13 protein-coding genes and 1 riboswitch are annotated in these 12,988 nt (G+C 67.6%); of the genes, 4 read left to right on the top strand and 9 right to left on the bottom strand.

What is annotated here, in order from left to right:
- Positions 1-144: 144 nt before the first annotated feature.
- On the bottom strand, positions 145-2,076 hold the full coding sequence (gene thiC, locus LGN19_RS16395) for a phosphomethylpyrimidine synthase ThiC (protein WP_048024440.1): 1,932 nt from the start codon (positions 2,074-2,076) through the stop codon (positions 145-147).
- A 124-nt stretch (positions 2,077-2,200) separates the two neighbouring features.
- Positions 2,201-2,317, bottom strand: a riboswitch (TPP riboswitch).
- Between the two features lie 270 nt (positions 2,318-2,587).
- Here thiC and LGN19_RS16390 point away from each other — a divergent pair.
- From LGN19_RS16390 to LGN19_RS16380, 3 genes are all read left to right on the top strand, one after another.
- Entirely contained in the window at positions 2,588-2,863 is a 276-nt protein-coding gene (locus LGN19_RS16390; RefSeq protein WP_122944914.1) for a pentapeptide MXKDX repeat protein, read from the top strand.
- A 91-nt stretch (positions 2,864-2,954) separates the two neighbouring features.
- Positions 2,955-3,587: a cytochrome b/b6 domain-containing protein gene (locus tag LGN19_RS16385; RefSeq protein WP_226215975.1), complete on the top strand. Its 633-nt coding sequence runs from the start codon at positions 2,955-2,957 to the stop codon at positions 3,585-3,587.
- Positions 3,588-3,615: 28 nt separating this feature from the next.
- Complete coding sequence (locus LGN19_RS16380; RefSeq protein WP_226215973.1) at positions 3,616-4,404, top strand: molybdopterin-dependent oxidoreductase; 789 nt, start codon at positions 3,616-3,618, stop codon at positions 4,402-4,404.
- Positions 4,405-4,482: 78 nt separating this feature from the next.
- Here the strand turns inward: LGN19_RS16380 and LGN19_RS16375 are convergent, their stop codons facing one another.
- On the bottom strand, positions 4,483-4,764 hold the full coding sequence (locus tag LGN19_RS16375) for a helix-turn-helix domain-containing protein (protein WP_226215971.1): 282 nt from the start codon (positions 4,762-4,764) through the stop codon (positions 4,483-4,485).
- Positions 4,761-5,114 (bottom strand): type II toxin-antitoxin system RelE/ParE family toxin, encoded by a 354-nt coding sequence (locus LGN19_RS16370; protein ID WP_226216034.1) that lies wholly within the window; start codon positions 5,112-5,114, stop codon positions 4,761-4,763. The genes LGN19_RS16375 and LGN19_RS16370 overlap by 4 nt, the downstream gene beginning before the upstream one ends.
- 503 nt (positions 5,115-5,617) lie before the next feature.
- On the opposite strand from LGN19_RS16370, the gene LGN19_RS16365 reads away from it, so the two are divergent.
- Positions 5,618-6,799 carry an EamA family transporter gene (locus LGN19_RS16365; RefSeq protein WP_226215969.1) on the top strand — a complete coding sequence of 394 codons (1,182 nt, stop codon included), beginning with the start codon at positions 5,618-5,620 and terminating at the stop codon, positions 6,797-6,799.
- A 21-nt stretch (positions 6,800-6,820) separates the two neighbouring features.
- Here the strand turns inward: LGN19_RS16365 and LGN19_RS16360 are convergent, their stop codons facing one another.
- The 6 genes from LGN19_RS16360 to LGN19_RS16335 form a co-directional block, all read right to left on the bottom strand.
- Positions 6,821-8,020, bottom strand: coding sequence for an MFS transporter (locus LGN19_RS16360; RefSeq protein ID WP_174957244.1), 1,200 nt, complete (start codon positions 8,018-8,020; stop codon positions 6,821-6,823).
- A 177-nt stretch (positions 8,021-8,197) separates the two neighbouring features.
- Positions 8,198-9,022, bottom strand: a complete 825-nt coding sequence (locus tag LGN19_RS16355; protein ID WP_226215967.1) for a phosphodiesterase — start codon at positions 9,020-9,022, stop codon at positions 8,198-8,200.
- An 84-nt stretch (positions 9,023-9,106) separates the two neighbouring features.
- Positions 9,107-10,138 (bottom strand): ABC transporter ATP-binding protein, encoded by a 1,032-nt coding sequence (locus LGN19_RS16350; protein WP_226215965.1) that lies wholly within the window; start codon positions 10,136-10,138, stop codon positions 9,107-9,109.
- Between the two features lie 13 nt (positions 10,139-10,151).
- Positions 10,152-11,048 carry an ABC transporter permease gene (locus tag LGN19_RS16345; RefSeq protein WP_226215963.1) on the bottom strand — a complete coding sequence of 299 codons (897 nt, stop codon included), beginning with the start codon at positions 11,046-11,048 and terminating at the stop codon, positions 10,152-10,154.
- A gap of 10 nt (positions 11,049-11,058) precedes the next feature.
- On the bottom strand, positions 11,059-11,883 hold the full coding sequence (locus tag LGN19_RS16340; RefSeq protein WP_089445290.1) for an ABC transporter permease: 825 nt from the start codon (positions 11,881-11,883) through the stop codon (positions 11,059-11,061).
- Positions 11,884-11,900: 17 nt separating this feature from the next.
- Complete coding sequence (locus LGN19_RS16335) at positions 11,901-12,929, bottom strand: ABC transporter substrate-binding protein (RefSeq protein WP_043182161.1); 1,029 nt, start codon at positions 12,927-12,929, stop codon at positions 11,901-11,903.
- Positions 12,930-12,988 lie beyond the last annotated feature (59 nt).

Raw genomic sequence — 12,988 nt, 5'->3', positions numbered from 1 at the left:
GGCTCGCGCGGTTTCGTAATGAATTGTTTCCGGTGGTTTACCCGTGTACCGGCAGGCACGCGACATGCGTAAAAAAGCCCGCTCGAAAGCGGGCTTCGTGCATCGCGAGGGGGCCGGCGGGGATCGCCGGACCGCCGCTTGCGCTTATTGACGGTGATAGATCTCGGCGCCGGTCTTGACGAACTCGACCGCCTTCACTTCCATCCCCTTCTTCAGTGCTTCGGTTTCCGACACGCCCTGCTGCGCCGCGAACTCGCGCACGTCCTGCGTGATCTTCATCGAGCAGAAGTGCGGGCCGCACATCGAGCAGAAGTGCGCGACCTTTGCCGAATCCTTCGGCAGCGTTTCGTCGTGGAATTCGCGCGCCTTGTCCGGATCGAGGCCGATGTTGAACTGGTCTTCCCAGCGGAACTCGAAGCGCGCCTTCGACAGCGCGTTGTCGCGCACCTGCGCGCCCGGGTGACCCTTGGCGAGGTCGGCCGCGTGCGCGGCGAGCTTGTACGTGATGATGCCTTCCTTCACGTCGTCCTTGTTCGGCAGCCCGAGGTGCTCCTTCGGCGTCACGTAGCACAGCATCGCGGTGCCGAACCAGCCGATCATCGCGGCGCCGATGCCGGACGTGATGTGGTCGTAGCCCGGTGCGATGTCGGTGGTCAGCGGCCCGAGCGTGTAGAACGGTGCTTCCTTGCACCAGTCGAGCTGGAGATCCATGTTCTCCTTGATCAGCTGCATCGGCACGTGGCCGGGGCCTTCGATCATCACCTGCACGTCGTGCTTCCATGCGATCTGCGTGAGTTCGCCGAGCGTCTTCAGCTCGCCGAGCTGCGCTTCGTCGTTCGCGTCGTAGATCGAGCCGGGACGCAGGCCGTCGCCGAGCGAGAAGCTCACGTCGTACGCCTTCATGATCTCGCAGATCTCTTCGAAGTGTTCGTACAGGAAGCTTTCCTTGTGATGCGCGAGGCACCACTTCGCCATGATCGAGCCGCCGCGCGACACGATGCCGGTCATCCGGTTCGCGGTGAGCGGCACGTACTGCAGGCGCACGCCCGCGTGGATCGTGAAGTAGTCGACGCCTTGCTCGGCCTGTTCGATCAGCGTGTCGCGGAAGATTTCCCAGGTCAGGTCTTCAGCCTTGCCGTTGACCTTTTCCAGCGCCTGGTAGATCGGCACCGTGCCGATCGGCACCGGGCTGTTGCGGATGATCCACTCGCGCGTTTCATGGATGTGCTTGCCGGTCGACAGGTCCATCACCGTGTCGCCGCCCCAGCGGATCGCCCACGTCATCTTGTCGACTTCCTCGCCGATCGACGACGTGACGGCCGAGTTGCCGATGTTCGCGTTGATCTTCACGAGGAAGTTGCGGCCGATGATCATCGGCTCGGATTCCGGGTGGTTGATGTTCGCGGGGATGATCGCGCGGCCGCACGCCACTTCCGAGCGCACGAATTCCGGCGTGATCTCGGCCGGCGCGTTCGCGCCGAATGCCGCTGCGCCGAACGCCTGGCCCGGGTGCTGGCGGCCCATCATCGCGGCGAGCTTCGCGCCGTTCGGGCCGCTCGCCTTCAGGCTCTCGAGGTACTCGGCACGGCGCTGGTTCTCGCGGATCGCGATGTATTCCATTTCCGGCGTGATGATGCCCTGGCGCGCATAGTGCATCTGCGTGACGTTCTTGCCGGCCTGGGCGCGGCGCGGGTTGCGGTGCAGGCCCGGGAACCGCAGGTCGGCGGTGGCCGGGTCGGCCGCGCGCTCGAGGCCGTACTGGCTCGACAGGCCGCCGAGCACTTCGGTGTCGCCGCGTGCTTCGATCCAGCCCTGACGCAGTGCAGCCAGGCCCGCGCGGATGTCGATCTTCGCGTCCGGATCGGTGTAAGGGCCCGACGTGTCGTACACGTAGATCGGCGGATTCTTTTCGCCGCCGAAGCCGGTCGGCGTGTCGGCCTGCGTGATTTCACGCATCGGCACGCGGATGTCGGGCTGTGAGCCGGTGACATAAACCTTGCGGGAATTCGGCAGCGGGGCGACGGCCGCAGCATCGACATGAGCGTCGGCGGACAGAAACTTCGGATTGGCGTTCATGCAATCTCCTGTGTGAGCGCCGGACAGGCGCTTCGGCGCTTGCCCGGAGCCCTTGACGTATGTGGGGCTCGAGCTAAGCAGGAGACGAGGCTTGGTGAGGCGGCGGATTTCGTCAGAAGGATGGCGGCGAAATCCGTACGCTTCCCTGCGCTGGCATTATCCAGATCAGGTTCAAAGGGTATTTCTCACCCGCAATGCCGATTGTTTGACCGGACGCATTGCAGGACCCCCGCGTTAGCAGCGCACACGATACACTGGCTTGGCGGCGGTTTCAACCGGGAGAGGATCGGCAGCCCCGGTGCGGCCGCAGCATGGCGGGCGGTACGGTGGCCCGTCGAAATGGCAGCGCGCGTCGTCGCCGCATGGCCTCCCGGCTCGGCCGGCAACGGCGAAGCGGTGCAACATGACGCGCTTTCGCGCAACCTCAAAAAAAAATTTTCGCAGCGGCTGTCATTTCCCGCGACGTCGTCCGTCTATTCGGCTCCTTAAACCCATGTTTTGGAGAGATGTCATGAAAAAAGTACTGATTGCCGCTTGCGTCGCCGCTTTCGCCACGATCGCCACGGGCGCGTATGCGCAGAACGACGCGATGTCGCAGCCAGGTTCGTCGATGTCGAAGGACGCGATGGGCCACGATGCGATGGCCAAGGATGCGATGGGCCATGACGCGATGAAGAAGGACGGCATGAAGAAGCATGCGATGAAGAAAGACGCGATGAAGAAGGACGGGATGTCGCACGACGAGATGGGCAAGTCGTCGGGCGACAAGATGACGCCGTCGTACTGACGGAGGCGGACGCGGCGCGGCCGGCGCGTGCGTCGCACGGCGGCCGCCCGCCCGCATCGCGTTTCGTCGACCCATTCCGGGAGACTTCATCATGCAAACCGTTCCCGCCACCGGCCGCGCGGCCGCCACGCCGCCCGCGCGCCCGATCCATCCGCTGTGGGTGCGCGTGAGCCACTGGCTCAACGCGCTCGCGGCGATCCTGATGGTGCTGTCCGGCTGGCGCATCTACGACGCGTCGCCGATCTATCCGCCATTCGTGTTTCCGCATGGCATCACGCTGGGCGGCTGGCTCGGCGGCGCGCTGCAATGGCATTTCGCGGCGATGTGGCTGCTCGTCTTCAACGGGCTGTTCTACCTGACGATGTCGATCGCGACCGGGCGCCTCGCCCGCAAGATGCTGCCCGTCACGCCGGCGTCCGTGTGGCGCGACGTGCGCGCGGCGTTGAGCGGCCGGCTCGCGCATGACGATTTGAGCGTCTACAACGCGGTGCAGCGCGCCGCGTACCTGGTCGCGATCGTCGATCTGATCGTGCTGGTGCTGTCCGGGCTGACGATCTGGAAATCCGTGCAATTCCCGCTGCTGCGCGAACTGTTCGGCGGTTACGACAACGCGCGCGTCGTGCATTTCTGGGCGATGTCGCTGCTCGTCGGGTTCGTCGTCGTGCACGTCGCGATGGCGCTGCTGGTGCCGCGTTCGCTGCTCGCGATGCTGCGCGGGCGCTGACCGTCAACTTCGCGTGAAGGAAATCATCATGTCGCAATCCGAAGACAAGCGCGACGGTTCGCGCTGGACGCTCGACCGGAAGTCGCTCGAACTCGACGTGCGCCGCGAGCTCGAGATGCCGTCGCGGCGGCTGTTCAACCGGCGCATCCTGACGCTCGGCGGCCTGACGATGCTGACCGGCTGCACGCTGCAGGACGACGCGTCGGTCAACACGTTCCTCGAGAGGGTGTCGCGCATGAACGACCGCGTGCAGGCGTGGCTGTTCAGCGGCGAGCGGCTCGCGCCGACCTACACCGAAGCCGATATCACGCGACCGTTCCCGTTCAATGCGTACTACGGCATCGACGACGTGCCGCACGTCGATGCGTCGACGTATCGGCTCGTGCTGTCCGGCCGCGTGACGGGCAAGCGCGTGTGGACACTCGACGAACTGTATGCGCTGCCGCACGCGGAACAGATCACGCGGCATATCTGCGTGGAAGGGTGGAGCGCGATCGGCCGCTGGGGCGGCACGCCGTTCGGCGCGTTTCTCGCGCGGGCGGGCGCCGATACGAAGGCGAAGTACGTCGGCTTCAAGTGCGCGGACGATTACTACGAGAGCATCGACATGCCGACCGCGCTGCATCCGCAGACGCTGCTCGCGTTCGACTACGACGGCCATCGGTTGCCGCCGGAATTCGGCTTCCCGATGAAGCTGCGGATGCCGACCAAGCTCGGCTACAAGAACCCGAAGCACATCATGGAGATCTTCGTGACCGATACGTTTCCGGGCGGCTACTGGGTCGACCAGGGGTACAACTGGTTCGGCGGATCGTGAGTGAACCGTGAGCGGCGCGTGGCACACGGTGGCGCCGCATGCGCGTGCCGCGATGCATCGGGCATCGCACGTGACGCGTCACGCGGATTCGCGCACCTGGAGGTCGACGCGCAGGCCGACAGCCGCCGCCATGTTCACGAGCGCGTCGAGCCCGAACAGGTTGATCTTGCCGCGCATCAGGTCGGAGACGCGCGGCTGCGTGACGCCCAGCTGTTTCGCGGCCTGGACCTGACTGAGCTCGAGCTGCGCGATGCGCTGCTTGAGCGCGATCATCAGCTCGGATCGCAGCTTCATGTTCTCGGCTTCGGCCGGCTGGCCCTCGATTGCGTCCCAGACGCTTGAATAACGTTCGTTGGTCATCGTTTCCTCTCCATCGTCAGCGCGCGATAGCGCCGGGCGGCCAGTTCGATATCGGCCCTGGTCGTGCGCGCCGATTGCTTCCGGAAGCAGTGCAGCACGTAGACGGTGTCGGCGAATGTCGCGACGTAAATGATCCGGAACGCGCCGCTCGCATCGCGCAAGCGAATTTCCCGCACGCCGACGCCGACGGTGCGCATCGGCTTCCAGTCGTCGGGCGCCAGCCCGCGTTGCACCTGGTCGATCTGGTGGCCGGCTTCGCGTCGCGCGGGCAGCGGAAAGCCGCGAAGATCGGCTAGCGCGCTGCCGACGAAAACGACGGGCTTCGGCGGAAGAATGGTTGGATTATACAAAATTTTGTATGGCTGGTGCGGGTTTCGAAGGAAGGCCGCGCAGGGCGGGAGGCGCGTGGGTCGACCGTCACGATAAGGGGGAAGTGCTGGCCGACGTGCAGGACTGGCCGTTCGGCCGATGCCTGGTTCGATCGCGACGTACTGTCCTGGATGGCGGGGCGAAGCAGATTCGGCAACGCATGCGCGACGTGTATCCGGCCCCGATTTCACCTGTCCGCCGGCCGGAAAATGTCGCGCGGAAACATCATTCGTGATCCTTTCAGACAGGTCCGACGATGCTTTCGAATCCTTGATGCCATAATGCCGAGCGTGCGCAGCCGAAGCGGTTGCGCGCGTTTTTTTTGTCCCTCTGCCGCCGCTTGCCGGTTCTCTTTCGTCGCCGTTCGCACTGTCATGTCGTTCCGCACGTTCGCTCTGCCTTCCCGGTCCCGCCAGGGCCGTTTGCCGGCATCGCCGGCGTCTTTCAGCGGGGCGCGCGGCGTGACGTGCGGGCAGGCCGCACGATGACGCCGCTCGACCGTCTCCTCGACTTCTTCGCCCGCTTCTCGTTCCGGATCCGCCTGCCGCAAAGCCGCAGCGGTCGCGTGGCGCTGGCGCTCGTCTTCATCTATTTCGTCTGGGGTTCGACCTACAGCGGCCTGCATTTCGCGCTGCAGTCGTTCCCGCCGCTGCTGCTGTCGGGGCTGCGCAACCTGCTCGGCGGGATTGGCCTGTTCATCTTCGCGCTGCGGCGCAAGCCCGAATGGCCGACGCTGCTCGAAATCCGCAACGCAGGGATCGTCGGCACGATGCTCGTCGCGCTGTCGTCCGGCACGATCGCGCTCGGGATCAGTTTGGTCAGCAGCGGCTCGGCCGCGGTGATGGTGGCCACGGTGCCGCTGTTCGCGACGGTGATCGCGGCGGTTGCCGGGCGGCCGGTCACGAAAGGCGAGTGGTCGGCCGTCGCGCTCGGGATGGTCGGTATCGTCGTGCTGAATTCGGGTGGTGCCGCAGCGCAGAATTCGGCGCTCGGCACGATCTGCGTGCTGGCCGGCGCACTGTTCTGGGCTGGCGGCGCGCATCTCGCGACGCGGCTCAAGCTGCCGTCCGACCTGTTTTTGTCGACGTCACTGCAGATCGGCCTCGGCGGCATGATCTCGACGCTCGTCGCGTGGCTGGTCGGCGAGCGCGTCGAGCACCTGATGGTGGGGCCGGTGTTCGCGTTCCTGTACCTGATGGTGTTCTGCACGATGGCCGCGTACGTCGCGTACGGCTACCTGATCCGCCACACGAGCCCGATCATCGCGAGCAGCTGCATGTACGTGAACCCGATCGTCGCGGTTGCGCTCGGTGCGCTGCTGCTCGGCGAACCCGTGACGATGGCGACGGTGGTCGCGACCGTCGCGATCCTCGGCAGTGTCGGGCTGTCGTTCGTGTTCGATCCGGCGCGCCGGTCCGCTGCAGCCGCCGCGGCTGCGAGTTCGCCGGGCGTGGCTAACGAGCCGGCGGTGGCGGCGGGTGCTTCGTCCGCCGCACCCGAGCAGATCGCGATCCCGGAGGCGGCGCCCATTCTCGCGCCTTCCGCCGTCCCGCTGGCCGTGCCGGCGCCGGGCGCCGTGGTGGATCCCTCCGCCGTGATCGACCCGCCACCGGCGTTCGCGCAGCCGCAGGTCGACGAACCGGCCGCGCCCCGCGCCGACGCGTGACCCTGCCGTGGCCGGCGGCGCTCAGTCGCGCTGGCCGCCGCGGTAGTGGAACCAGCCGGCGAGCGCGGTGAACAGCAGCCCGACCGCGCACGTACCGAGCCAGCCGAACCCGCGCCACGCGGCGACGCCGGCCGACGAGCCGAGCGCGCCGCCGATGAAATAGCACACCATGTACACCGTGTTCACGCGGCTGCGTGCTTCGGGCTTCAGCGCGTAGATACGCGACTGGTTCGAGATCTGCGCGGCCTGCACGCCGACGTCGAGCACGATCACGCCGATCACGAGCCCGACGAGGCTCGTGCCCGACAGCGCGAAGATCACGTACGACAGCGCGAGCAGTGCGATCGCAAGCGAGATGATCGTGCGCGGGCCGCGCTTGTCCGCGAAGCGGCCCGCGTACGGTGCCGCGAGCGCGCCCGCCGCGCCGACGATCCCGAACAGGCCGGCTGCCTGCGGGCCGAGATGGAACGGCGCGCCGGCGAGCAGCAGCGTCAGCACCGGCCAGAACGCGCTGAACGCCGCGAACAGCGCGGCGCCCGTCAGCGACGCCTCGCGCAGCCCGCGCAGTTCGACCGCCAGATGCCACATCGAGCCGAGCAGCTTGCCATATGGCAGCGTCGACGTCGGCGAGCTGCGCGGCAGCCGCAGCACGATCACGGCGGCGAGCGCGACGAGCGCCGCGACCGATGCGGCGAACACCGCGCGCCAGCCGAAATACTCAGCGACGAAGCCGGCGGCCGTCCGCGCGAGCAGGATGCCGAGCAGCAGGCCGCTCATCACGGTGCCGACCGCATGCCCGCGTTGGGCGGGCGGCGCGATCTCGGCGGCGAACGGCACGGCCTGTTGCGCGATCGTCGCGAGCACGCCGATCGCGAGGCTCGCGATGGCGAGCACGGCCAGCGACGGCGCGGTGGCCGCGACGATCAGCGCGATCGACAGGCCGGCGATCTGCATCAGGATCAGCCTGCGGCGGTCGAAGCGGTCGCCGAGCGGCGCGAGCAGGAACATGCCGGCCGCGTAGCCGAGCTGCGTCGCGGTGGGTATCACGCCGATCCAGGACGCGCCGTCGGGAAACGCCGAGCGGAAGCTGTCGAGCAGCGGTTGGTTGTAGTAGATGTTTGCAACGGACACGCCCGCGATCGTCGCGAGCAGCAACAGCAGGCTACGCGAATAGTGGGGCGAGGCGGCGTCGGTCGGACGGTCGGTGGAGGCGGTGGACATGGCTGCGCGGACGGAGTGGGGCGGCGCGGCGCGCGGCGCACGCGTCGGGTGCGCAGGCGGGCAGGGCGCCGGTCAAGGCTGCCGATCATACCGGAGCGACGTGAATCCTGCCGGACGGGGGCGAATCGGCGAAACCGGCCGGCCGCCGCCGCCCGTCATCGTGCGGACTTCATCCCGTCAGTCGACCAGCTCACCCGTCGGTTCATAAAACGGATAAGGCCCGGCGCCTTCATCGACATACACGTGATGCGACGTCATCCCCGTATCGGGTGCATGGCAATGGATCGCGAATGCCGGCGGTTCGAGCCGGAAAGCGGAGGGGGCATCGGTTCGCAGGTCGAATGCGACCTGATGCGCGGGCGACGGCACCGCGGACGCGATTGTGCCGCCGAAGCGCGTGAACATCGTGCGATGCACGTGGCCGCACAGCACCCGTTCGACGTTCGGATGACCGCGCAGCAGCGCGTCGAGTTTCGCAGAAGCGGCGGGCGCGAGGCGCAGCTTGTCCATGTGGCCGATCCCCGACACGAACGGCGGGTGATGCAGCGCGACGATGACGGGCCGGTCGCGCGCGGCGTCGAGCTGCGCGGCGAGCCAGGCGAGCCGTGCGTCGCACAGGTCGCCGTAGCTGGCGCCCGGTACCTGCGAATCGAGCGCGAGCACGCGCACCGCGCCGACGTCGAGCGAGTACTGCACGAATTCGCCGTCCAGCAGCTCGGCGCGATCGGAAAACGCACGGCGCAGTCCGGCGCGGTCGTCGTGATTGCCGATCATCAGGTAGTACGGAATCTCGAGCGCCGCGAGCAGCCCGCGCAGGTTGCCGTACTCTTCATCGTGACCGAAGTCGGTCAGGTCGCCGGTGACGAGCACGGCGTCGGGGCGTGGTTCGAGCGCATTCAGCTTAGCGATGCAGCGCGCGAGCGCGGCCGCGGTGTCGACGCGCCGGTACGCGAGCTGGCCCGGACGCTTGATGTGGAGATCGCTGATTTGAGCAAGCAGCATCGTCGTTCCTCGGAATCGTCTGATTGTTGTCGCGGCGTCGTGCGCCGCGGTGGGGTGCTGCATGAATGATGCCCGAATGACGGGTTACGCACCGAGCGCGATCAGGCCTTCCGGTGCGATCGTGAGGCCGACCGCCGTACCGCGTGCGAGCGCGATGCGGCCCGGCACGTCGATCACGAGCGCGTCGGGGGCCGCGTGCTCGATCGTGAGGCGCGTGCGTTCGCCGAGGAACGCGCATTCACGGACCGCACCGCGCAGCGGCGCATGCGCGGGATCGGCGAGTTGCGCATCCTCGGGGCGGAAGAACCACTCGTCGGCGGCGTGCGGCGTCGCGATCGTGCCGCCCGTGGTCACCAGCGTGCCGTCGCGCCACTGCCCGGCGAGCCGGTTCAGCGTGCCGATGAACTGCGCGACCGTGCGATTCGCCGGGTGGTAGTAAATGTCGCGCGGCGTGCCGATCTGCTCGATGCGGCCCGCGCCCATCACGACGATCCGGTCGCCGAGCTCCATCGCCTCGGCCTGGTCGTGCGTCACATAGACCGTCGTCACGCCGAGTTCGCGCAGCAGCGCATTCATTTCGCGCCGCAGCGTGTCGCGCAGCTTCGCGTCGAGCGCGGTCAGCGGCTCGTCGAGCAGCAGCACGCGCGGCCGTACCGCCAGCGCGCGGGCCAGCGCGACGCGCTGGCGCTGGCCGCCCGACAGCTGATCGATCGGCTTGTCCGCATGTGCGTCGAGCCGCATCATCGCGAGCAGCTCGTCGACGCGCTCGCGCAGCGCGCGCGGCTCGGTCTTGCGGATCTTCAGCCCGTAGCCGACGTTGCCGCGCACCGTCAGGTTCGGAAACAGCGCGTAGTTCTGGAACACCATGCCGACCTGCCGGCGCTCGATCGGCAGCGGGGTCACGTCGTCATTGCCGAACGCGATCGTGCCGCCGGCGTCCGGCGTGTCGAGGCCCGCGATCAGGCGCAGCGTCGTCGTCTTGCCGCAGCCGGACGGCCCGAGCAGCACGAGCGTTTCGCCGGCGCCGATCGACAGGTCGAGCGGTTCGAGCACGCGCGTGCCGCGGAACGTCTTCGCGCAGCGGGTCAGGGTGATGGGGGTGGAATCGAGTTTCATGTCTGCGAGAAATTCAGCGCGGGCGCTTCTTGAGCGCGCGCGTGCCGGACGGATCGACGCCGAGCCACTGCATCGCGACGAGCAGCGGCAGCGTCATCAGCAGGAACAGGATCGTGTACGCGCTGCCGACTTCGAGGCGCAGCGACGCATACGTATCGGCGAGCCCGACGGGCAGTGTCTTGGTGTCGGGCGTATGCAGCATCCACGTGAGGTTGAATTCGCCGATCGACAGCGTGAGCACCGCGAGCGCACCCGCGACGATGCCGGGGCGCAGGTTCGGCAGCACGATCGTGACGAAGCGCGTGACGAACGACGCACCGAGGCTGGCCGCACCTTCCTCCAGCGTGCGCAGGTCGGCACCGGCCGCGACGGCCGCGACCGCGCGCACCATGAACGGCAGCGTGAACACGACGTGGCCGGCGACGATGAACCACAGGCTCATCCGGAACGCGGTGAAGCCGCCGTACACGACCAGCAGCGCAAGCGCCGATGCGAGTCCCGGCAGCGCGACCGGCAGCACGAGCGCTTCCTCGATCGCGCGCGCGACGCGGCTCTTGCTGCGCGCGAGCGCATAGCCGGCCGGCACGCCGATCGCCAGCACGATCGCGAGCGTCGCGAACGCGACGTAGAGCGACAGCGCGACCGAGCCGTGATACTGCTGCCACACCTGTTCGAGCCAGCGCAGCGTGAGGCCGCTCGACAGGCCTCGGAAGTAGTTGACCGTGAGGCCCGCGAGCACCGACATCACGACGGGCACGATCAGGAACGCGCACAGCAGCAGCGTGACGCCCCATTGCAGCGCGGCGATCGCGCGCGTGCCGGTGACGCGCGGCGCGCGGCGCGCGACGCCGTTCGCCTGCACGGGAGCGGGGGCCGGCGACGGTGCGGAAGAGCCGGAAAGCGATTGCATGCGGGAATCCTCAGGCCGCGGCGGCGGCGGTGTGACCGGTGAAGCGGCGCGCGAGCGCGAGCACGGCCCAGGTGACGATGCCGAGCACGATCGACAGGCCGGCCGCCGTCGCGATGTTCGCGTTCAGCGTGAACTCGGTATAGATCGTCATCGGCAGTACGTTCAGGTCGGTGGCGAGCGTGAACGCGGTGCCGAACGCGCCCATCGCGGTCGCGAAGCAGATCGCGCCGGCCGCGATCAGGCCCGGCGCGAGCGCGGGCAGCACGATGTCGACGAAGATGCGCCACGGCGATGCGCCGAGCGAGCGCGCGGCTTCCTCGAGCGACGCGTCGAGCTTCGACGCGGCCGCGATCACGGTGACGATCACGCGCGGAATCGAGAAGTACAGGTAGCCGATGAAGAGCCCGGCCACCGAGTAGGCGAATACCCACTTGTCGCCCGTGAGCTTCGCGGACAGCATGCCGATCAGCCCCTGCCGGCCGGCGAGCATGATCACCATGAAGCCGACGACGACACCCGGGAACGCAAGCGGAAACGTCAGCAGCGCGAGCAGCACGCGCTTGCCCGCGAATTCGCGGCGCGCGAGCAGGAGGCCCGAGATCGTCGACAGTACGAGCGTCGCGAGCGTGACGCCCGCGGACAGCGCGACGGTCTCGCCGAGGCTCTTCATGTAGCGCGCATTGCCGAGCAGCGCCGCGTAATGCGAGAAGAACGCGCCGTCGGCGGACACCTGCACGAGTGCCGCCATCGGCAGCAGCCAGAACGCGGCGAACACCGCGAGCGCCGGCGCGACGAGCGCGACGCGCCAGCGCAGCGGGAAAGTCAGGTCGAGCATCGGTTGCGTCCGGCGGCTTACTGCATCACCTGCAGGTACTGCTGGCCGAATGCCTGCTGGCCGGCCGCCATCTTGCCGAAGTCGACCGATTTCGCGCGCGCGTATTCGCTCGCCGGCAGGAACTTCGATGCGATGTCCGCGCCGAGCGTCTGTGCGCGTACCGGACGCAGGTAGGCGTTGGCCCACAGCTTCTGGCCTTCGTCGGACAGCACGAAGTCGAGCACCTTCTTGCCGTTCGCGTCGTGCGGCGCACCCTTCACGAGACTCATCACGTACGGCACCGCGATCGTGCCCTCCTTCGGAATCACGAACTCGACGTTTGCGTTGTCCTTGTACTTCGCGCGATACGCATCGAAGTCGTAGTCGAGCAGGATCGGAATCTCACCCGACAGCACGCGCGCATACGCGGTCTGCTTCGGCACGATCGGTGCGTTCGCCTTCAGCTTCCTGAACCAGTCGAGCGCCGGCTTGAAGTTGTCGAGGCTGCCGCCGAGTGCCTGGTTCACGGCGACCGCGCCCGCATAGCCGACGAACGCGCTCGACGGATCGAGATAGCCGACCATGCCCTTGTATTCCGGCTTCAGCAGATCGGCCCACGAGCGCGGTACCGGCTTGCCGTCGAGTGCGTCCTTGTTTACGAAGAAGCCCAGCGTGCCCGAGTGGATCGCGAACCAGTAGCCTTGCGGGTCCTTCAGGTTCGCGGGAATGTCGTTCCAGTGCGCGGGCTTGTACGGCGCGATCACGCCCTTGTCCTTCGCCTGGAACGCCGACGACACGCCGAGATAGACGACGTCGGCGACCGGGCTCTTCTGCTCGGCGATCAGCTGCGCGATCGACTGGCCCGAGTTCTTGTTGTCGAACGGCACGCGGATGCCGGTCTTCTGCTTGATCGCCGCGATCTGCGCGGCCCAGTCGGCCCATTCGGGCGGGCAGTTGTAGCAGATCGCGGTTTCGTCGGCGTGGGCGGCGGGCGCGCCGGCGATGAGCGCGGCGCAGGCGAGCGGCGCGGCAAGCGCACGCAGCAGCGAGGTCAGGCGAAAGGACACGGCAGGTCTCCGGGCGAGGGTGAGGCGCTGGGGTGGTGGTGTTGTGTACGGGGTGGTGC

Source organism: Burkholderia sp. AU30198, from assembly GCF_020419825.1.
GTDB lineage: Bacteria > Pseudomonadota > Gammaproteobacteria > Burkholderiales > Burkholderiaceae > Burkholderia.
This window is presented reverse-complemented; position numbering and strand designations above follow the sequence as displayed.

Excerpts from the sequence above, each read along its gene's own strand:
- thiC (WP_048024440.1), bottom strand. The coding sequence starts at position 2,076 with ATGAACGCCAATCCGAAGTTTCTGTCCGCCGACGCTCATGTCGATGCT.
- LGN19_RS16390 (WP_122944914.1), top strand. The coding sequence starts at position 2,588 with ATGAAAAAAGTACTGATTGCCGCTTGCGTCGCCGCTTTCGCCACGATC.
- LGN19_RS16385 (WP_226215975.1), top strand. The coding sequence starts at position 2,955 with ATGCAAACCGTTCCCGCCACCGGCCGCGCGGCCGCCACGCCGCCCGCG.
- LGN19_RS16380 (WP_226215973.1), top strand. The coding sequence starts at position 3,616 with ATGTCGCAATCCGAAGACAAGCGCGACGGTTCGCGCTGGACGCTCGAC.
- LGN19_RS16375 (WP_226215971.1), bottom strand. The coding sequence starts at position 4,764 with ATGACCAACGAACGTTATTCAAGCGTCTGGGACGCAATCGAGGGCCAG.
- LGN19_RS16365 (WP_226215969.1), top strand. The coding sequence starts at position 5,618 with ATGACGCCGCTCGACCGTCTCCTCGACTTCTTCGCCCGCTTCTCGTTC.
- LGN19_RS16360 (WP_174957244.1), bottom strand. The coding sequence starts at position 8,020 with ATGTCCACCGCCTCCACCGACCGTCCGACCGACGCCGCCTCGCCCCAC.
- LGN19_RS16355 (WP_226215967.1), bottom strand. The coding sequence starts at position 9,022 with ATGCTGCTTGCTCAAATCAGCGATCTCCACATCAAGCGTCCGGGCCAG.
- LGN19_RS16350 (WP_226215965.1), bottom strand. The coding sequence starts at position 10,138 with ATGAAACTCGATTCCACCCCCATCACCCTGACCCGCTGCGCGAAGACG.
- LGN19_RS16345 (WP_226215963.1), bottom strand. The coding sequence starts at position 11,048 with ATGCAATCGCTTTCCGGCTCTTCCGCACCGTCGCCGGCCCCCGCTCCC.
- LGN19_RS16340 (WP_089445290.1), bottom strand. The coding sequence starts at position 11,883 with ATGCTCGACCTGACTTTCCCGCTGCGCTGGCGCGTCGCGCTCGTCGCG.